Origin of the sequence: Thioalkalivibrio sp. ALJ4, from assembly GCF_000377225.1 — a bacterium.
Taxonomy (GTDB): domain Bacteria; phylum Pseudomonadota; class Gammaproteobacteria; order Ectothiorhodospirales; family Ectothiorhodospiraceae; genus Thioalkalivibrio.
In genome coordinates, this window is record NZ_KB897917.1 from 885444 (window position 1) to 906220 (window position 20777).

Sequence of the window (20777 nt, forward strand, 5' to 3'; positions counted from 1 at the left end):
GTGACGGAAATCACGGGTCTGCGCTGGACGCGCAGGCCCACAGGTGGCTGCGGGCCTGGTCGGTGATGCGGTGAGTTTTGGTTTCGAGCCGGATGCCGACCGGGCGCGTGCGCTGGATCGGGCCATGCACCGTGAGCTCGGTGCCAGCCTGGAGCATGTGGTCGAGCGTTTTCGAGCGCAGGTAACGGGGGTGGCGGATCTGCCGGTGACCGCACTGCTGGAGCGGCTGGAGGCGGGGCTGCCGCATGCGCCCGGACTGTTCGGGCGCTATTACGACCTGGTCGTGCTGCTGCTGGATGGCGAGCTGGAGTCGGCGCAGGCGCTGCTGCGGCGAATGTGCGGTGAGCAGCCGGTGCCGGCGGGGCAGCAGGTGGGGGTGCTTGTGCCCCCGGAGCGGTCAGATCGTGATCGTCTCTATCGGGACCGGATGGCGGGCGGGATGCCGGATGGTCTGAGTCTGCATCCGCCACCGCCGTCGGTGGCGGAGGACTTCGTACGCCGCTATCACGCCGGCCTCGGGTTGCTGCGCCAGGGCGTCCCGGAGCTGGCGGCCGAGGTGGAGGCCATTGTGCGCGACGTGGTGGGGGTCGTGGGCGGACCCGACGATTCCGGCGAGTTTCACGGCGGGTCCCATTTCCAGTTGTGGGGGGCGCTGTTTCTGAATGCGCAGTTGCACCGGTCGCGTATCGCGATGGCCGAGGTGATCGCCCACGAGAGTGCCCACAGCCTGCTGTTCGGGTTTTGTACGCGTGAGCCGCTGGTGCTGAATGAGGACGCCGATCGGTATCCGTCGCCGTTGCGCGAGGATCTCCGGCCGATGGATGGTATCTACCATGCGACCTTTGTCTCCGCGCGCATGCACTGGGCCATGGCGCGGCTGCTGGCATCCGGCCTGCTGACCGAGCCGGAGGCGCGCGAGGCGCAGGCGGCGATGGCCGAGGATGCCCGGAATTTCCGGGCCGGTGAGTGGGTGGTTGCGGACCATGGGCAGTTGACCCGGCACGGTCAGGCGCTCATGGCCGGTGCCCGGGACTATATGCAGTGTGCCGCCGGATGATGGCGCCGTGATCGTTCTGTTCTGCACCCGGGCGCATGACCGTACCCACCGGGTCCTGGAGCGGTCGCGGCGCATGCGGTTCCGTGTGATCCCCTACGAGCGGCTGTTCCGTATGCGGCGTCTGCCGCGCGCGACCTTCATCTTTACGGATTTCGACCGGCTGGACTTCTGGGATCTGGAGATGGCCGCGCGCGTCTATCGCCGCGTGCGGGAGGCGGGTGCGCGGGCCCTGAATGATCCTGCCCGGGTCAGTTCGCGGTTTCGCCTGCTCCGGGATCTGGCGCACGACGGCTGGAACGACTTTGGTGTCTGGCGGGTGCATGAGCGGCCGCCAGCGGAGGCGTTTCCCGTATTCCTGCGGACCGATTCGGCGCATCGCGGGGTGCTGACGGACCTGCTGGTGGATGAGCAGGCCCTGGAGCGGGCCATTGCCCGGGCGCTGGACGACGGGATCCCACTGCGGGAGTTGATGGTCGTGCAGTACTGTGCGACGCCGCTCGCGGAGGGGCTGTACCGGAAACTGGCCGCCTATCGGGTCGGCGAGCGCACGGTGCCGGCGCTCAGCGTGCACCAGTCCTGCTGGCATGCGAAGTCCGGCGAGCTGGGCATCGCCGGGCAGGCGCATTACGAAGAGGAATACGCACAGGTGGAGCGGAACCCCTATGGCGATGCCCTGCTGCCCGCCTTCGAGCGGGGCTATGTGGAGTATGGCCGGGCGGATTTTTCGCTGGTGGGCGGGCGGCCCCAGGTCTACGAGATCAACACCAACCCGACCGTGAGCCGGGTGCGCACACACCCATATGCCATCCGTCTGGAGGCCTGCCGACTGGCGCGGGAACGGTTGCAGGATGCGATGGCCGAGATCGACGGTCCACCCTCGGGGCCCGCGATCCCGCTGCCGGACGATCGCTCACTGGCGCGGCGTCTGGTCCATCTCTGGCGAACGGGGCAATGGCGGAGGACACCCCCGATGCGGTAACGACGCGACGGATGTAACTTTTGAGGCTGGAGCGTGGGCGCCAACCCCTAGGTGATGCTAGCTGTATTCAGGCGGTCCTATGTTGTTCCAGCGCGATCTCCAATGGCTCCAGCGGGACGGACATGGGGGCGGTGAGGCCTCTTTCGGTTCCCGGCTGAGAGCAGTGAATAATCTGATGGTGCAGGCTGCGCTGCCGGGAGATGTTGTAGAAGCATGGAAACTGGTGGCGGTTCGGGAGGAGTTCGATCACGGTCGTTCCGGGCTGACACCACATCAGGTTGGTCAGTCCGGCTCCGTGGGTGGCCACCACGATGTCCGCTGAGGCGAAGAGTTCGATTTGATCAGCTACGGACATGCCGGAGAGGCTGCGTACCTCGAAGCCGTGGTGCAAGACAAGGTCCTGGACGGCAGTTTCGTTCTGTACGGGGCGGCGACGCGAGTCGTTACGCGTGATGTACAAAGCCCGCCTGGAGCTCTCATGACGTGTCGGCACGGGGCTGGCGCCGCGGATGCATTCGACGAGGCCGGGCATGAGATGCTCAAGACGCTTGTCGCGCACCGGCACCAGCAATTCGTCGGCCACGATGTGCGAGTGATCGCTGAAAGGAATAACGCGGTCATGATCAATGCCGAGCATGTCCATAATTTCGTATTGCCAGGGTTGCCCCGCGTGTGACATCAGCCAGTAGTCGGGCTGCAGTTCCATGGGAAGCACCTTTTGCAGGAACAGCAGGTCTCCGATGGAGTCGATCCAGAAGTGGTAGTAGTTGCTCGCGTCGGGGACGGCGTTACCCAGTAGTGCTGCGCGTCCGGGCAGGTGCGTGTTGGCGCGTGGGATGAAGGAGCCTCGGGAAGCGATCTCGCGGATCTGGCGTTGCAGAATGCGAGGGGCGTGCGGATAGGCGACCCGGCGAGAGTGGCGGGTGAACACGACGCCACGGCGATCCAGGTGCCCTCCGTGCGGGTACCGGTTGGGCGCAAAGAAACGGATTCTGGCCTGCTTGATGCGGCATACCCCATGCGCCTGGATGGATGACCCTGTGTGCCAGTCGGTATTGGAACGCTTTGGATTGGCAGGCACGCCTTGCTCGTCCCGGTTCAGGGCCTGACGGTCGACGGGAATCCAGAATCCGTTGAACTGTCGCTCAGCTCGGACCGAGATCGCGTCTTCCATGCGGTGAACGGCCCTGAGGGCCAGTCGTCGGGCGAGTTGTCGAATGCGAGTGAACTTGTCCAGTGCGCGTACCCTGTCAGGAGCCGGCGGCTGCTATCGTACGCGCTGCGGAGCACGGAGGGGAGGCATGGGTCGGACGATTCTGCTGGGGCTGAACGAGATCAACTTCGAGTATGTGCAGCGATATGTGGAGCGCGGGTACCTGCCCGGGTTTCGCGAGTTGGTGCGCGAGCACGGATTGACCCGCACGCAGGCGGAAAAACGTTATGAGTGGCTGGAGCCCTGGATTCAGTGGGTCACGGTGCATACCGGCCGCCCGTACGAGGACCACGGCGTATTCCGGCTTGGCGATATCGTCGGGAAGCCGGTTCCGCAGTTTTTCGAAGACCTGGAGCGACAAGGTTTTCAGGTGGGGGCGATCTCGCCCATGAACGCGGAAAACCGGCTGCGTAGTTCTCCGTATTTTGTTCCCGACCCATGGACGGGCACGCCGGCATCCGGGGCGCCGCTGGTGCGGCGTCTGGCGGGGGCAGTGGCCCAGGCGGTGAACACCAACGCAACAGGAGGGGCAGGGGCACGAACTATGCTGGATGTGCTCGTTGGCCTGTTGCGCTATGCGCGGCCACGTCATTATCCGGTTTATGCGCGCCTGTTCGCCCGTGGCATCCGCCAGCATTGGCTGCGGGCAATGCTGCTGGATTTGCTACTGTTTGACCTCCATACAGTGCTGTACCGGAAGCATCAGCCGGATCTTTCGGTGCTGTTCCTCAATGCCGGCGCGCATATCCAGCATCACTACTTTTTTAATTCCTCGGTGGGAGAGACGGGGCGCCGCAATCCGAAGTGGTATGTGGCGGCAGAAGCAGATCCGGTGCTTGAGGTGTACGCCCTGTACGACCGTATGTTGCGCGAGCTTCGTGCCCGTTTTCCGCAGGTGCGTTTGATTCTGGCTACGGGACTGCAGCAGGTGCCGTATCCGGAACTGACCTTTTACTATCGGCTGACCGACCATGCCGATTTCCTGCGACAGATGGGTATCGACGGGGTCGTGGCGGTGGAGCCGCGGATGTCGCGTGACTTCCTGGTGCGGTTTTCGGATGCCGAGGCGGCGTGGTCTGGAGAACGTGTACTACGGGACGCTTGTGACGCAGAGGGGCGATCATTGTTCGAGGAGGTCGATAATCGCGGTGCGGAACTGTTCGTGAGCCTGACGTATGCGCACGAGATACGCCCGGGGACGCGAGTCGTGAGCTCAACAGGTCGAGTGATTCCCGACCTCGCCGTTCACGTCTCGTTGGTGGCGATTAAGAACGGCCACCATGACTCCACTGGTTACTTGATCGACACTGCGGAGCAGGCAACAGAGGCCGATAAAAAGGTGATCCCTCTGGCCTCCCTGCACGACCGGGTGATGCGCTCGGTCCATGGGGGTGACGCAGAACATCAGGGTAGCCGGGCGCGCGCATCTGCACCCGATGCCACCGGAAGCGTATGATCGCGCGCTTGCTGTCGACTGGAGCTGCGATTGATATGCCGCGAGCGCGGGAGGGCAATTTCCCTTCCTCTCTCTTTAGGTGCTTCCCACCATGTCCCTCGAGAAACCAAGAAAATTGACCCGCTCTCCCAACGCGCTCGCGATGGACGTCCACACCCGACAGGCCGCTGGCGGCTGGAAGGGAAGGGCGTGAACAGGGTTCTGGTAACCGGCGCGAGTTCGGCGGTCGCGCATTACCTTGTGCCGCGTTTGCAGGCCAGCGGGCTCGAGCCGATTGTGGTCGGGCGGAATCCGCCGGAGTTCGGCGGGACTGTCGAGCGTTGCGAAATCGACCTGGCGGATCCGGCGCAATTGGCCCGCCTGCCCAAGGCCGCTTCGCTTGTGCATGTCGCGCCGATCTGGCTGTTGCCTGAGCTGCTACCGGTACTGCGCGAGCGCGGGTTGCGCCGTCTGGTGGCGTTCAGTTCCACCAGCGTGCAAACCAAGCGTGATTCGCCGGTGGCGTCGGAGCGAGCCCTGGCGCGCCGTCTTGCGGACAGCGAAAGTCGGGTGATGCAGGGAGCGCTGTCCACGCGAGCCATAATCCTGCGGCCCACGCTGATCTGGGGTGGCGGTCGCGATCAGAGTGTTTCGGCGATCGCACGTTTTATCGAACGGTTTGGTTTTTTCCCGGTTGAGGGGCCAGCCAGAGGAAAGCGTCAGCCGGTACACGCGGATGATCTGGCGGCGGCATGCCTGCACTTGCTGGTTGCTGATCCCCGTGTAACGGGGGTGTTCGAGTTCGCTGGGGGAGAAGTGCTGTCCTATCGCGAAATGGTGGAACGGGTCTTCGAGGCGTTGGGCCGCACGCCACGCGTTGTGACTTTGCCGTGGCCATTGCTGCAGTGGGCGGTGCGGTCGGCCCGTGTTCTCCCTCGGTTCCGCGGGTGGACGCCGGCAATGGTGGCGCGCATGAACCGGGACATGGAGTTTCCGTCGCTACATGCACGAGCGGTCCTGGGCCACATGCCTCGGCCGTTCAGGCCGACTCGGGACGACCTGGCCATTCTCTAAGGGATCGTTTCCGAAAGGTTCGGCTGGCTTAGCGTTCGATCCGGTAGATGAGGTCTACCGTCTGCTCGGTGGTGCCGGAGGAGGTCTCCAGCGTCAACCGCCGGCTGAGCTCGTAGCTCAGCAACACCCGCGAGGTATTGTCGAACAGGCCCACGGAGTAGCGCAGCAGCAGGCGCGGGGACAGATACAGCCCCAGGGTCAGGGCGCTCTCCTCGATACCGCCTTCGGTATCAATCGTGACCTCGTCCAGCCCCAGTTCCGTCCCGATCCGCTGGGTGATCAGCGCGCTTTGTTCCAGGCCGTAGGCCGCGGCCGCCGACGCGATCATGTTGCCGTCCGACTCCGACGCCCCCGAGAGTGGCCGTCCGGTCAGCAGAAAGGCCATGGCTTCGGTCTCGTCCATCGCGGGTTCCGAGAACACCCTCGAGCGCAGGTTGTCCGGGGTCCCGCCGATCTCGAGGCCCACCGTTACGTTGTACTCGCGTACCGTGCGCACGGCGCGCAGGTCCAGTTCCGGTGTTTCCGCAGGCCCCTGGAACAGCAGGATGCCTCGGTCGACTCGCAGATCCTGTCCGTAAGCATTGAAGCGCCCCTCGGGGATGCGAATCTCCCCGAACAGCTGGGTGGGGCGCCCGGCAATCTCCTCGACATCCACCTCGCCGGCAAAGCGTGCAGTAAGCCCGTGGCCGTCAAAGCGCACGTCGTCACCCAGGCGGATACGGATTCGGATATCCGTCTTCAGCGCCTGCGCCTCTTCCAGTTCCTCACCCAGGATGATCTCGTCTCCGGAGACGCGGATCGCGCCCGGGGGTAGGTCCGGCGGACGGATCCGTGCCCAGGGCAGCAGCACCTCCCCGCGCACGCGGATGCCATCCTCGGGGGTGAACACCAGCTCCAGGTCCGGTGTGATCGTCGCCTCGGCGTCCACCCGATTCACGGCGAGGAAGTCTTCTCCACGCAGCTGCATCTCGGCACGCGGTCCATCGTCCCCCAGGTCCACGCGACCCGCGAGGTCGATGGCGCCATCGCCTGACTCCAGCCGCCCGTCCAGGGTCATCTCCTCGGCGGAGACGACGTTGGCGGTGACCTCGGGGATCAGGATGTCGATCCCGGCATCCGGGATCAGCACGCCCCCGTCGGTAAAGCGCACAGCGCCCTCGACCAGCGGGGCGTCCAGGCGTCCACCGAAGGTCAGCCGGGCATCGAGCACGCCGCGAAGGCGCTGAATGTCGGGGCTTGCCGCCGCAATCCAGGACAGATCATCGAGGCGGGCCTCGAAATCGCCATCGATGCGCGTATCGTCGCCGTCGGGACGTAGTTCGAGTGTCGCCCGTGCGATACCGCCATCGAGAAAGCCGAGTCGAAAATCGACATCCACGTCGCGGTCGCGTACCCGCGCATCGAGATGGACATCCCGGTAGGGCACATCCTGCAACTCGCCATCCTCGTCGCGCACCATCAGGCGCCCATCCGTCGGGTGTACGGCCAGATCCGCGTCGATGCGCCCCTGCTCATCCAGGCGGCCACTGGCCTCGGCATTGATCTGCCCCTCGATGCCCAGTTCAGGCGGCAACAGGGGCTCCAGCCAGCCAAGCTCCAGGTTCTCCAGGAGTGCACTGAAGTCTCCGCCTGTCGCCTCCTGCCAGCGACCTTCGGCGCAGATTCGCCCGCCTTCCCGGGCCAGGCACAGACGCTCGAGGTCTGCGGACTCCGGGCCGCCTTCCAGGCCGACCGGGGACGGCAACGACCAGTCGCCCGCCTGGGGTTGCGTCAGGTCCAGGCGGGTCAGCCGGCCGCTCCAGTGCGTGGCGTCGAGGTCGAAGCCCCCCGCCATCGCCAGTGCCAGCGTACCCAGTTCCCGGCCATCCACGTCCAGATCCAGGCGATGGTCGTCGACGGTCCCCGAGGCCCTCAGGTGCACGTCGGCCAGGTGGATCCCGGTGGCCGGTTCCAGGTCCTCCAGCCGCAGGTCCAGCCGGGCGGGGGTGTCTTCCGCGAGCCCGGCCTCGGCGTTCAGCTGCAGCCGCGCCAGCGCGATATCCCCCAGCCGGAGGCCGGCACCGTCGCCTTCGGCCGCTACCTGTGGCGCCTCGGGAGACCCGGTGACGTGCGCATCCAGGTTCAGTTGTCCCGCAAGGTCGGGCCATAGCTGCTGCAGTTCCGGGGCATCTACCCGCAGGCGGAAATCCAGCACCTCGGTCCAGCGGCCCTGTGCGCTCAGGGTGTTGGCGCCGAGCGCCAGCTCCAGTTGTTCGACCGTCAGGGCATCGCCTTCCAGCTCGGCTCGGCCGCGCCCTTCGACCGGCTGCTCGCGCAGGGTGCCGGTCAGGCGCTCCAGTTCGGCCTGCAGATGCAGTACGCCGTCCTCGGCCTGCCCGCCGCGGGTGCTGAGTGTCAGGTCGAGGCGGCCGGGTGCCTCGGGTGTGATGATGGCCGGGTCCAATGCCTCGGCCTGCAGTGCGAGGTCCCAGTCGAGACCCTCGGCCCAGCCCACGTCTCCCGCCAGATCCAGGCGCCCGCCGTCGTCCATCGCCAGGCGCAGGCGATCGATCCGGGCGCCGCTCTCGGTCAGGTCCACGCGCCCGTCGCCGGTCACGCCAATGCCATGACTTTCAGCCCGCAGGGGGTCCAGGCGCAGCTGGGCCTGGAGCTGTCCCGAGGCGGGGGTATAGCGGCCGGACACGGCGATGCGCAGCTGATCCAGGTGACCTTCCAACTCTTCCTGCAGGCGCGCGAGATCCGGTGCGGTCAGTGCCAGATCCATTTCGAGATCCAGCGCGTGCCCCGGATCGGACAGGTCCCCGCCCAGCCCCGCGACCTGTCCACTGAGGGCGGCCGTCAGGGCGTCTTCGTCGACCTTGAGTTCGCTCTCGCGCAGGCGGGCCGTACCGTCCGCGAGCGTCAGGCCCAGCTGTCCGGTCAGGGCGTGGTCCTCGAAGTGGCCTCGCAGCTCGTCGATGTCGATCGCGGCTTCCAGGGCCGCGAGCGGTGTCTGTTCGCCGTCCAGCGGGAGGCGGCCCCGCAGGGTGGCCCGCAGGCGTTCCAGGCCGGCGTCCATTTCCAGACCCAGGGGGGCGGGGTCGAGGTCGTCGAGCGCCAGTTGCAGGTCCCAGTCGAGGACCTCGTCGAAGCGGATGGGTCCGGCGAGCGCCAGGCGTCCGGCCTCGGAATCCAGCCTCAGTGACTCGATCTCGGCCATGGACAAATCGCCATGGGCCTGTAGCACGAGTTCGACTGCCGGCATGTCGTCCAGCCGGGCGCCGCCATCCAGGCCCAGCGACCAGTCGTCGGGCTCGCCGGAAGCACGCAGCCGTCCCATGGCGAGATGCGCGGTCTGGTCCGGGGCGAGACGGTAGGCGAACGGGGTCCAGGTGGCCTCGATGTCGAAGCGCGGGTCCTCCAGCACATTGACCACCTCGGCCTGCAGGGTCAGATCCATGCCGGCGCTCAGGGCGTGATGCAGCCGCAGGCGCTCACGCAGGTGTCCGTCCAGCTCCAGCCGCCCCTGTGCCTCGCTGGTGTCGAGGCCTTCGGCCACGGCGTCCGGCAGGGGCGAGGTCCAGGTGCCCTCGGCGTTCACCGCGTAGTCACCTTCAGTCTCGACCCGCGCCTGTAATCGTGCCTGGATCTCCGGCATGTCCAGGTCGAGGTGCTGGAGTTCGATCAGGGCGCCGCTGGCGCGGGCCTGGGCCGCGATCTGCGTGATGGTGACCAGCGGCTCGCCTTCGCGGTAGACCCGCAGGTCGCTCAGCAGGACATCCTCCAGCTGCACGGCCAATGGGAGGCGGATCGCATCGGGTAGTTCGAAGGGCTCTTCGTCGTCATCGATCGCCTCGGGTGGCAGGTCGATCAGCAGCCCGGTCGCATGTACAACCGGGATCCGCAGCTCACCGCGCAGGCCGGCGCGGGCGTCGATGCCCAGGCGGCCCTCGTCCAGTTCGATGCGGGGGCCGTCCGGCAGGGACAGGTAGAGACCGTGGATTGCGAGCTCGGTGAACAGCGTGCCCTCCACGCGTTCGATGCGCAGATCCACTGGGGCGTGCTGCTCGGCCTGTTCGACCAGCCAGCGCGTGCCGCTCTCGGAGGCGAGCAGGGCGACCAAACTCCCGATCACCAGGACCAGGAGCAGCAGGACCCCGCCGATCAGCCACAGCAGTGTCTTGCCCAGGCGCCTCACAGGTCCGGCCCCATGGAGAAGTGGATGCGGAAGTCGTCATCGGAATCCGGGCCGTGGGCGAAGTCGACGCGGATCGGTCCCACGGGCGAACGCCAGCGCACGCCCACGCCGACGCCGTAGACCGGGTCGAACTCGGTCCATTCGTTGACGACGTTGCCTGCATCCACAAAGGCGGCGGCGCTCCAGTTGCCGCGAACCGGGATGTCGTACTCCAGGCTGCCGACCACCTTGTGGCGCCCGCCGATCACGTCGCCGTCCTCGTTGGTCGGGCCGACCTTCTGGTAGCCGTAGCCGCGGATGCTGGCGTCCCCGCCGGCGAAAAAGCGCAGGGAACTGGGTAGTTCGTGGACCGAATCCACCTCGGTGAATCCGGCATCGGCGCGGGCCAGGACCCGTCCCGGGCCGATGGCGCGTACGACTTTGCCGCTGGCCAGCACCTGAGCGAACGAGGTGCTGGATAGCAGCTCTTCCTGGGCCCCCTGCACGGTGATATCGAAGCGGTAGCCGCGGCGTGGGGTCATCGGGTCGTCCGCCTCCATGCGGCCGATGCGGTAAGACGGGATCAGCAGGCGGCTGCGATCCGTCTCTTCGCCGACGGTGTAGTCCTCGTACTCGTAGCGCAGGCCCTCGGTGGTTTGCCAGCCGCCGGTTCGCTGCAGCACGCGGTTGGCCCCGATCTGGAAGCGGTCCGACTGCTGGGAATCGGTGTCCTCGGTGCGGTAGGTCGTGAACAGGTTCAGCTGCTCGCGCAGCGGGTCACGCAGCGGGATCGCGTAGTTGAAGCCCACACCGGAGCGTACCGGGGAGGCCTCCAGCTCCGCGTGATAGCGGTGACCGCGCTTGTTGGCATAGCGGTTCTCGAAACGAAAGCGCAGGCGCGGGCCGATATCGGTGGAGTAGCCGATGCCGGCCTCGTAGCTGTGCCGCCGACGAGGCTCGAACTCGGCCACGATCGGGACGTGGCGGTCCTCGGCCTCGTCACGCAGGGGGCGTACCCGTACGCCGGAAAAGTACCCCGAGTCATTCAGGTTTCGCTGCAGCGCGATGATCTGCGAGGAGCTGTAGGGGTCGCCCTCCTCGAAAGGGATCATGCGCTCGACGAACTCTGGCGCCAGGATGTCCTGGTCCAGCGTGACCCGGCCGATGCGGTAGCGCTCCCCGGTGTCCATGTGCAGGCGGATGGTCGCGGTGCGGTTTTCGCGGTCGACCTCCAGGCGGCGGGTGTGCAGGTCCGCGTCGAAATAGCCGCGATCCGCCGCAATCCGCGTCATGCGATTGCGCAGGGTGTCGTAGCGGTCATGGCGCAGGACATCGCCTTCCTGGATGTCGGTCTGGCTGAGTACGGCCTCGAACGCGAGATCGCCGACCCCCTCGCCGGTGACCTGGATGTCGACGGTTTCCACTGTGGTCGGAGGGCCGGGATCGAACGTCAGGTGCAGGTCCCAGCAGCCGTCGTTGTCGCGTTCCAGACTCAGGTCCAGTTCGGCATCGTAGTGGCCGACGGCGCGCAGGGCATTGCGGGCTCGCTCCTCCATATCGCGTAGCAGGCGGCGCTCGCGAAAGCCGGGCAGGTCGCAGGGCTGACGCGCCAGGTTGAGGCTGTTGCGAATGTTCTCGCGCTGGAGCTCCGTGCCGCCCTCCAGCACCAGGCCCGGTACCGGGCCATTGTCCTCGTCGGCCGCCAGGGGGAATGCCAGCAGCGCCAGCAGAATCCCGATCCATCTCATCCGCCGAACCGCATGCGCATGCAGCAGGGAAAATGGATGCGGGCGAGGAAGAAGGGTCATGGATCGATGATAGCGGGAAGCCGCAGGGCTTTGGGAAAAGGGGGCGTCCCTATCAGTGTCTTGCCGCGGACGTGAGTTCCCGACAAGGATCACGTCAGTGTCTCCCCTGGGTTCAGACGCTCGGGCAGTCCACTCCGCTCCCGCGCGAGAACACCACCAGATGGGTGAAGTCCAGGCGCAGGCGCACATGCTCGCCGATCACGAAGTTGTCGTGGCTGGGTGCGATGCACAGCACGCTGATCCCGTCGGGGAGCCTCAGGGTGTAGAGGAAGTCAGCCCCGCGGAAGGCCTTGTCCAGGATCTCGGTTTGCACCGTGCCCTGTTCGTTGTCGATGGCGATATCGTCCGGGCGTACCAGCACGTCCACCGCAGTGCCCGGCGGGAGCTGCTCGGACATCGAACCCTGGATCTCGCCAAAGGCCGTGTCGACCTGGTCCTCGGTGCATACCATGCCGGGGATCAGTGTGCCCTCGCCGACAAAGTCCGCGACAAAGCGGTCGGCCGGGCGGTGGTACAGGTTGTAGGCGGTATCCCATTGCGCAATGCGGCCCTGGTGGATCACCGCGATGCGGTCAGCAAAGGCGAAGGCCTCGTGCTGGTCATGGGTCACCAGGATCGCGGTGGTGTGCTCCGCACGCAGGATGCGCCGCACCTCGCGGGCCAGGTCACCGCGCAGCTCCACGTCCATGCTGGAGAAGGGCTCGTCCAGCAGCAGGAGCGCGGGTTTCGGCGCCAGGGCGCGCGCCAGTGCGATGCGCTGCTGCTGGCCGCCGGACAGGGCGTGCGGATAGGAGTCGCCGTATCCGGACAGGCCGACGAGCTTCAGCAGTGTCTGAACGCGATCGGCACGTGCATCGCGGCTCCAGTCGCGGATGCCGAAGGCGATGTTGTCGGCGACACTCAGGTGCGGAAACAGCGCGAAATCCTGGAACACCATGCCGACGCCACGGCGTTCCGGGGGCACAGTGTGTCCGGGCTCGCTGACGGCCCGCCCGCCCAGATGAATGGCCCCGCGCATCACCGGTTCGAAGCCCGCAATCGCGCGCAGCAGGGTGGTCTTGCCGCAACCGGAGGGGCCCAGCAGGCAGCCGATCTGCCCCTCGGGCAGGGCCAGCGAGACCCCGTGCACCACAGCCTTGCCGTCATAGCCGATGTCGATGCTATCCAGTTCCAGCAGTGGCGTATGGGTGACCTGGATGGCGGCGTTGGAAGTAGCGGCTTGTGTCATGTCAGGTCGTACCGGCGGGCATGGGGAGCGGTTTCTGTGGCGCGTCGGCCTCGGTGTCCGGGCGCTGGTCGGGTGCGCCCTGACCGGGCCGCGAGCGACCGATGGTCATCGACAGCAGGATAACGGGAACCAGCCCGACCAGCACGATGGCCAGTGCGGCACTGGAGGATTCCGCCAGCCGTTCGTCGCCGGCCAGCTCGAAGGCGCGCACCGCGAGGGTGTTGAAATCGAACGGGCGCAGGATCAGCGTCGCGGGCAGCTCCTTGAGTACATCGACAAAGACCAGCAACAGCGCCGTCAGCAGGGTGCCGCGCATGATCGGCAGGTGTACGCGGGTCAGGGTCTGCAGGGGACGCATGCCGAGCGAACGGGCGGCGTCGTCCATGCTTGGCTGGATCTTGCCCAGCCCCGCCTCCACGGTCTGCAGCGAGACCGCGAGAAAGCGCACCGCGTAGGCGAACAGCAGGGCGAACACGGTGCCGGACAGCAGCAGCCCGGTCGACAGCCCGAAGGTGTCGCGCATGAAGCCGTCCAAGGCGTTGTCGAAGGCGGCGAACGGGATCATCACGCCAATCGCGATCACCGTGCCGGGGATCGCGTAGCCCATGCCCGCCACGCGCACGGCGAGGTTGGTAAAGGTCCCGCCTTGCATGCGCTTGGCGTAGGCCAGAACCAGGGCCAGGACTACTGCGATCACGGCAGCGGCCACCGCCAGCCAGAAGGTGTTGAACACCAGCTCGGCGAAGCGGGCGTTCATCCAGTGGTCGGTGGTTTGTGCCGCCCAGATCGTGAGCTGGGCAGCGGGCAGCAGGAACCCGAGCACCACCGGTAGCAGGCAGGCGGTGAACGCCGCTGCGGCCTTCCAGCCCTGCAGGCGATAGCGCGGCAGGGTGGAGTAGCGGCGGCTGGTGTGATGGAAGCGGGCCTTTGCGCGCGACCAGCGCTCCAGCACGATGAGTATGAAAACGAAAGTCAGCAGCACCGCCGAGAGCTGCGCGGCGGCGGCTGGGTCGCCCAGCCCGTACCAGGTGCGGAACACGCCGGTGGTAAAGGTGCTGATGCCGAAGTAGGCGACCGTACCGTAGTCCGCGAGCACCTCCATCAGCGCAAGCGTCAGCCCGGCGATGATCGCCGGGCGGGCCAGCGGCAGGGCCACGCGACGAAATCCGCCGAATGGCCCCTGACCGAGCGTGCGCGAGACCTCCAGCACACAGACCGATTGTTCGAGAAAGGCCGCGCGACTGAGCAGGTACACATACGGATAGAGCACCAGCATCAGCATGACCATCGCCCCGCCGAGCGAGCGGATCTCGGGGAAGAAGTACTCCCCGTAGCCCAGCCCGGTCAGGTCGCGGATCAGGCTCTGCACCGGCCCGGAGAAGTCCAGCATGCCGGTATAGGTGTAGGCGATGATGTAGGCCGGCATCGCCAGCGGCAGCATCAGCGCCCACTGAAAGATGCTGCGTCCGGGGAACTCGCACATGCTCACCAGCCAGGCGACCGGGACGCCGATCAGCAGCACCCCGATGCCGACACCGACCAGCAGGGCCAGGGAGTTGGTGACGTAATCGGCCAGTACCGTCTGGCGCAGGTGTTCCCAGACCTCGCCCGCGGGGATGAACACGTGCCCGAAGATCACCAGCACCGGCAGTGCGAGCACCAGCGCCACCGTAATCGCCACGACCGACCACAGACTGAACGACAGTCGCGGCCGGCCCCGAGAAATGGTTCGCGTAGCGGGCAGGGCTGGGTTGGAGGGCTGGGCGCTCATGGAGTGCGAATAATAAAGGTTCTTGTTTCGAATACCACCAAGACTGCTCCCCCATTAAAGGCTTCGCAGAAACAGTAAGCCCCCGGACGGAGCCGGGGGCTTGCGAAACGCGTGGACCCGAGGGGCATCAGCGCCAGCGTACGCGGTCCATGATTCGCACCGCCTCGCTATTGTTGTCGCCCAGCAGGTGCAGCTCGATGTCGTCGGACTTGAACTCGCCAAAGCCCTGCAGGATCTCGCTGGCCGGCACGTCATCCCGGATCGGGTATTCCTGGTTTGCCTCGGCGTACCACTGTTGCGCCTCCTGCGAGGTCAGAAACTCGATCAGGCGGATGGCGTTGTCGCGGTTCGGGGCATGTGCCGTTACGCCCGCACCACTGATGTTCACGTGTGTGCCGCGGTCGTCCTGGTTGGGCCAGAAGACGCCGATCTGTTCGGCGACATCGCGGTCGCTACCATCGCCGTCCAGCATCAGCCCCAGGTAGTAGGTGTTGGCGATGGCAACATCACAAACCCCGTCGGCCACCGCGCGAATCTGGTCCCGGTCGCCGCCCTGCGGCCGGCGCGCCATGTTGTTCACGATGCCGGCGGCCCAGGCCTCGGCGGCCTCCGCGCCCTCGGTCGCGATCATCGCGGCCACCAGCGACTGGTTGTAGACGTTGTCGGACGAGCGGATGCAGATACGACCTTCCCATTGCTCGTCGGTCAGGGCCTCGTAGGTGGACAGGTCGTCCGGATCGACCCGGTCCTTGTGATAGAGGATTGGGCGCGCGCGCAGCGACAGGCCGTACCACTCGCCTTCGGGATCGCGATAGCGCTCGGGGATGTTCTCGGCCAGCGTGTCGGATTCCACAGCCTGCAGCACACCCGCCTGCTGGGCGTGGTGCAGGCGCCCGGCGTCCACGGTGATCAGCACGTCCGCGGGCGAGTTGCGTCCCTCGTGGCGCAGGCGCTGCAGCAGGCTGTCCGCGCTGCCGGTGACCAGATTGACCTTGATGCCGGTCTCCTCGGTGAACTGCTCGAGCAGGGGCTGGATCAGGTTCTCCTGCCGCGCCGAGTAGAGGTTCACTTCATCTTCGTCGGCCGGGCTGCAGCCGACCAGGGGCATGGAGACGGCCACGGCTGCGGCGGCCATCACCAGCCAGGAAAGGGGGCGAAACGACATACTGAATCTTCCATTGATCAAATTAGACGAGAACGATTGTTATTTGTGTTCTCATCCTTGTCAACGATTTTCTGCCACCGAGTTGGGGCTTTGCACCTTTCCAAGGGGGTGGCATGCGCGTCGGCCGGTGTTTCCTAAGGGAAACACTGACCAATTTACACACTCGCGTTGGCACCCCAGGTTTTCCGAGACAAGGCGCGTCGTGCAGCGGGTAGTGGTTCTACCCGCAAGCGGCGCAACGCAGGATCGGGGAACCTGGGGTGCCAACCCCGAAGGGGCTCGGCCGCCCGTTTTTGATCACAACGGGCGCGGGAACGGCGTTGCGGCTCCCTTGTGCAGAATGACTGCACGGCAGTCGCCGCGCCTTGTTCGCACGCAAAAGCGACTCGAGCGCGAGCGTGTAAATTGATCAGTGTTTCCCTAAGCTTGGCCCATGGACAAGCCCCTGCCTGATACCCCCGAAGCCCTGCCCCCCTTCCTGGACGAGGAGGTCGAGCACCTATTGCAGGACCTTGGCGAAAAGGCCGACTGGCCCGGCAGCCTGTCGGGTCAGTCGGCCAGCCCGCTGGCCTTCAGCCATTACCTCGCCCAGACGGTGGGTCGGCATCCGGACTATCTGCTCGACACCCTGGATGACAAGGGGCGGGTGCCCGCGCGGGATGACGACGCCTTTGCCGCGATGCTGGGCGCCGCGCTGGAGAAGGCCGAGGGCGAGGGGCCGCTGAAGCACGCGCTGCGGGAGGTGCGCCATCGCGAGATGATCCGCATCGCCTGGCGGGACCTGGAAGGGCGCGCGGACCTGGACGAGGTCATGCACGACCTCAGTCGGCTTGCCCAGGGCCTGATCCAGGGCGCGCTGGACTGGCTCGACCGCCACTACCAGGGTCGCCACGGGCAGCCGCGTGGGGCCGACGGCGCACCTCAGTCGCTGGTCGTGCTGGGGCTCGGGAAGCTCGGTGGTGGTGAGCTGAATTTTTCCTCCGATATCGACCTGATCTTCGCCTACGCCCAGTCCGGCGAGACTGATGGCGAGCGGGTCCTGGATAACGGTGCGTACTTTCAGAAGCTGGGGCGTGCCCTGATCGCGGCGCTGTCCGAGGTGACCGCCGACGGTTTTTGCTATCGCGTGGACATGCGCCTGCGCCCGTTCGGCGACTCGGGCCCGCTGGTAATGCACTTCGATGCGATGGAGGACTACTACCAGGCGCATGGTCGCGAGTGGGAGCGCTACGCCCTGATCAAGGCGCGTCCGCTGGCGGGCGATGCGGCCGCGGGGGATGCGCTGATGAAGCGTCTGCGTCCGTTCATCTACCGCCGCTATCTGGACTACGGCACGCTCGCGAACCTGCGCGAACTCAAGCAGATGATCAACGACGAGTCCGCCCGGCGGGGGCGCTACGAGGACGTCAAGCATGGCGAGGGCGGGATCCGCGAGATCGAGTTCATCGCCCAGTCGTTCCAGTTGATTCGCGGCGGGCGCGACCAGGCCCTCCAACGGCGAGACCTGCTGGGCGTGATGGAGGTGCTGCGAGCGCGCGACCTGCTGCCGGGCTACGCGGTCGACCAACTGGAGCGCAGTTATCGCTTTCTGCGCCGGGTCGAAAACCGCCTGCAGATGCTCAACGATCAGCAGACCCACCGTCTGCCGCGCTCTGCCGGCGACCGGACCCGCCTGGCCCTGTCGCTGGGATTCGACAGCGAGGTGACCTTCGAGGCGGCGCTGGTGCGCGAGCAGCGCCGGGTGCATGCGCACTTCGAACAGGTGTTTACCGCCCCGCAGCGCGACGATGCCGAGTCCATGGACAGCTCGCCCGAGGCGGACCGCGAACAGCAGTTGCATCGCCTGTGGCAAGGCTCGCTGGATGACGATGTGGCACGGGAGGCCTTGTCCTCCCTCGGCTTCGACGACCCCGGAGCGGCCCTGGAGGGGCTCGTGGATTTGCGCGAGAGCCCCGGCGTGCGCGCGATGAGCACCACGGGACGCCAACGGCTGGATCGTCTGATGCCGCTGCTGATCGGGGCCCTGGCCGAGATGGATGCCCCGGACGCAGTGCTGCCCCGCGCCCTTCAGATGGTACGTACCATCGCCCGCCGCTCGGTGTATCTGTCGCTGCTGGTCGAGAATCCGCTGGCGCTGTCGCAGCTGGTCAAGCTGGTCGCGGCCAGCCCCTGGATCAGCGAGCAGCTGACGCGCTTCCCCGTCCTGCTGGACGAGTTGCTCGACCCGCGTGCCCTGTATGCCCCGCCGGACCGGGACGGGATGCGCGAGGAACTGGAGGCGGAGCTCGCGCAGTTCCCGGGTGAGGACCACGAGCAGATGCTGGACCGCCTGCGCCAGTTCAAGCAGGTGCAGACGCTGCGCGTGGCGGCGGCCGACATCATGGGCTTTCTGCCGTTGATGAAGGTCTCCGACCACCTGACCTGGCTGGCGGAGGTGATGCTCGAGCGGGTGCTCAAGCTCGCCTGGGACAAGCTGGTCGAGCGTCACGGCGCGCCGCGCTGCGGCGAGGGCGACGACCTGCGCCCGGCGCGCTTCGCGGTGATCGGCTACGGCAAGCTGGGCGGCTTCGAGCTCGGATATGGCTCCGATCTGGACGTCGTATTCCTGCATGATTCCGAGGGCGAGGACGCGCAGACCGCCGGGCCGAAGGTGATCGACAACACCGAGTTCTTTGCCCGGGTCGCGCAGCGCGTGGTCCATCTGCTGGGGGCCTTTACCGCGGCCGGCAGGCTGTACGAGGTGGATACGCGGCTGCGCCCGAGCGGCACCTCCGGTCTGCTGGTCAGCGGGCTGCAGGCCTTCCGGCGTTATCAGGACGAATCCGCCTGGACCTGGGAGCATCAGGCACTGGTGCGCGCCCGCTTCGTCGCCGGTGATCCTGAGCTGGGCAAGCGGTTCGATGCCCTGCGCCGCGAGGTGCTGACCCGCGAACGCGACACCGATGCCCTGCGGGCGGAGGTCGTCGAGATGCGCCAGCGCATGCTGGCCGAGCACGCCTCGAAAAAGGGCCAGGGCTTCCATCTCAAGCGCGACCGGGGCGGTATCACTGATATCGAATTCATGGTTCAATACTGGGTTTTGGTATCCGCCCACGACCATCCCGCCGTCTGCAACTGGCCGGACAAGATCCGCACGTTGGAGACCCTCGGGCGCGAGGGCGTGATCGGCGAGGACCTGAGCGAGGTGCTGGCGGATGCCTATCGGGATTTGCGCAACCGCATCCATCGCCTGACGCTGGCGGGCCGGGAGGCCCGGGTCGAGGAGCCGGACGACGAGCTGCTGGCGGTGCGCGACCGCATAATCGAAACCTGGAATGACCTGTTCGGCGCGCCGGATCCGGCCGCCAACAAGAACGCCTAGAGGGATACAAGACATGTCGATGGCCGACCGCGACGGGGTGATCTGGCTGGACGGGCAGATGGTGCCCTGGCGCGAGGCGCAGACCCACGTACTGACCCACACCCTGCATTACGGCATGGGCGTGTTCGAGGGCGTGCGCGCCTACAAGACCGAGCGCGGCCCGGCGATCTTTCGCCTGCAGGACCACACCCGGCGCCTGTTCAACTCCGCCAAGATCCTCGGCATGACCATCCCGTACTCGGCCGACGACCTGAACGAGGCACAGATCGCCTCGGTCCGCGACAACGGCCTGGAGAGCGCCTACCTGCGCCCGATGTGCTTCCTCGGTTCCGAGGGCATGGGCCTGCGCGCGGACAACCTCAATGTGCACGCGATGGTCGCGGCCTGGCACTGGGGCGCCTATCTGGGCGACGAGGGCATGGAGAAGGGCATCCGCATCCGCACCTCGTCCTACAGCCGGCACCACGTGAATGTGACGATGTGCAAGGCCAAGGCCAACGGCAACTACATGAACTCGATGCTGGCCCTGCAGGAGGCGACCCGCTGCGGCTACGACGAGGCCATGCTGCTGGATACCGAGGGCTACGTGGCCGAGGGCAGTGGCGAGAACATCTTCCTGGTGCGCGATGGCGTGCTGGTCACCCCGGACCTGACCTCCGCGCTGGACGGCATCACCCGCCGCACGGTGATCACCCTGGCCGAGGAGGAAGGCCTGCGCGTGGTGGAGAAGCGCATCACCCGCGACGAGGTGTACATTGCCGACGAGGCCTTCTTCACCGGTACCGCCGCCGAGGTGACCCCGATCCGCGAGGTCGACGACCGCCCGATCGGCTCCGGCACCCGCGGGCCGATTACCGAACGCCTGCAATCGCGCTATTTTGATGTCGTACAGGGCCGCGACCGTCAGCACGACGGCTGGCTGACCTACCTCTAGGGAAACACTGATTAATGCACACGCTCGCGTTGGCACCCCAGGTTTTCCGAGACAAGGCGCGTCGTGCAGCGGGTAGTGGTCCTACCCGCAAGCGGCGCAACGCAGGATCGGGGAACCTGGGGTGCCAACCCCCACAAGCTATTGAAAGACGGGGCTCGGCCGCCCGTTTTTGATCACAACGGGCGCGGGAACGGCGTTGCGGTTCCCTTGTGCAGAATGACTGCACGGCAGTCACCGCGCCTTGTTCGCACGCAAAAGCGACTCGAGCGCGAGCGCGTGCATTAATCAGTGTTTCCCCAACACGCGAGACGAAAACCATGGTCAATCCCGATACCGCTCATCACCAGGACCAGTACGAGACCGCGAACGCGCAGCCGGAGATCACGGTCACCAAGAAAGACCTGCCGCTGCACTGCCCGACGCCGAAGATGGCGCTATGGGCCTCGCACCCGCGCGTCTACCTGCCGATCGACGAGACCCCGGACGGCCGCTACCAGTGCCCGTACTGCGGCACCCAGTTCATCCTGAAGGACGACGCCTGATCATCGTGGGCCCGCGCCTTGGCATCTGCGCCGGGGTGAATCGTGCCCGCCCCG

At 66.4% G+C, this 20777-nt stretch carries 13 protein-coding genes; 7 read left to right on the forward strand and 6 right to left on the reverse strand.

Annotated features, from left to right (window positions below; all coding sequences use genetic code 11):
• Positions 1 to 43 precede the first annotated feature (43 nt).
• Positions 44 to 1057, forward strand: coding sequence for an HEXXH motif-containing putative peptide modification protein (locus C936_RS0104185; RefSeq protein ID WP_018175305.1), 1014 nt, complete (start codon positions 44 to 46; stop codon positions 1055 to 1057).
• Complete coding sequence (locus tag C936_RS0104190; RefSeq protein WP_018649228.1) at positions 1044 to 2036, forward strand: hypothetical protein; 993 nt, start codon at positions 1044 to 1046, stop codon at positions 2034 to 2036. The genes C936_RS0104185 and C936_RS0104190 overlap by 14 nt, the downstream gene beginning before the upstream one ends.
• 67 nt (positions 2037 to 2103) lie before the next feature.
• On the opposite strand, the gene C936_RS0104195 is transcribed toward C936_RS0104190, so the two are convergent.
• Positions 2104 to 3210, reverse strand: coding sequence for a DUF563 domain-containing protein (locus tag C936_RS0104195; RefSeq protein WP_081616831.1), 1107 nt, complete (start codon positions 3208 to 3210; stop codon positions 2104 to 2106).
• Between the two features lie 127 nt (positions 3211 to 3337).
• Between C936_RS0104195 and C936_RS0104200 the strand changes: the two genes are divergently transcribed.
• Both C936_RS0104200 and C936_RS0104205 read left to right on the forward strand, forming a co-directional pair.
• Complete coding sequence (locus tag C936_RS0104200; protein WP_018649229.1) at positions 3338 to 4705, forward strand: hypothetical protein; 1368 nt, start codon at positions 3338 to 3340, stop codon at positions 4703 to 4705.
• Between the two features lie 189 nt (positions 4706 to 4894).
• A complete protein-coding gene (locus tag C936_RS0104205; RefSeq protein WP_018649230.1) occupies positions 4895 to 5758 on the forward strand; it encodes an NAD(P)-dependent oxidoreductase in 864 nt (287 codons plus the stop codon).
• Between the two features lie 28 nt (positions 5759 to 5786).
• Here C936_RS0104205 and C936_RS0104210 read toward each other — a convergent pair whose 3' ends face one another.
• From C936_RS0104210 to C936_RS0104230, 5 genes are all read right to left on the reverse strand, one after another.
• Positions 5787 to 9935, reverse strand: coding sequence for a translocation/assembly module TamB domain-containing protein (locus C936_RS0104210; protein WP_018649231.1), 4149 nt, complete (start codon positions 9933 to 9935; stop codon positions 5787 to 5789).
• Positions 9932 to 11662: an autotransporter assembly complex family protein gene (locus tag C936_RS0104215; RefSeq protein WP_018649232.1), complete on the reverse strand. Its 1731-nt coding sequence runs from the start codon at positions 11660 to 11662 to the stop codon at positions 9932 to 9934. Before C936_RS0104215 ends, C936_RS0104210 begins: the two co-directional genes overlap by 4 nt.
• Before the next feature lie 172 nt (positions 11663 to 11834).
• Positions 11835 to 12950, reverse strand: coding sequence for an ABC transporter ATP-binding protein (locus C936_RS0104220; protein WP_018649233.1), 1116 nt, complete (start codon positions 12948 to 12950; stop codon positions 11835 to 11837).
• 1 nt (position 12951) lies between these two features.
• Positions 12952 to 14631, reverse strand: coding sequence for an iron ABC transporter permease (locus C936_RS0104225; protein WP_018649234.1), 1680 nt, complete (start codon positions 14629 to 14631; stop codon positions 12952 to 12954).
• 217 nt (positions 14632 to 14848) lie between these two features.
• Positions 14849 to 15886, reverse strand: a complete 1038-nt coding sequence (locus tag C936_RS0104230) for a Fe(3+) ABC transporter substrate-binding protein (protein ID WP_018175313.1) — start codon at positions 15884 to 15886, stop codon at positions 14849 to 14851.
• A gap of 433 nt (positions 15887 to 16319) precedes the next feature.
• Here C936_RS0104230 and glnE point away from each other — a divergent pair, with 433 nt between their 5' ends.
• From glnE to C936_RS0104245, 3 genes are all read left to right on the forward strand, one after another.
• Positions 16320 to 19247 carry a bifunctional [glutamate--ammonia ligase]-adenylyl-L-tyrosine phosphorylase/[glutamate--ammonia-ligase] adenylyltransferase gene (glnE, locus tag C936_RS0104235; protein WP_018649235.1) on the forward strand — a complete coding sequence of 976 codons (2928 nt, stop codon included), beginning with the start codon at positions 16320 to 16322 and terminating at the stop codon, positions 19245 to 19247.
• Between the two features lie 13 nt (positions 19248 to 19260).
• On the forward strand, positions 19261 to 20181 hold the full coding sequence (locus tag C936_RS0104240) for a branched-chain amino acid transaminase (RefSeq protein WP_018139068.1): 921 nt from the start codon (positions 19261 to 19263) through the stop codon (positions 20179 to 20181).
• A gap of 317 nt (positions 20182 to 20498) precedes the next feature.
• The gene (locus tag C936_RS0104245) at positions 20499 to 20723 is read left to right on the forward strand and encodes a zinc-finger domain-containing protein (protein ID WP_018137983.1); all 225 of its coding nucleotides are present in this window, start codon (positions 20499 to 20501) and stop codon (positions 20721 to 20723) included.
• The last annotated feature ends 54 nt before the right edge of the window (positions 20724 to 20777 follow it).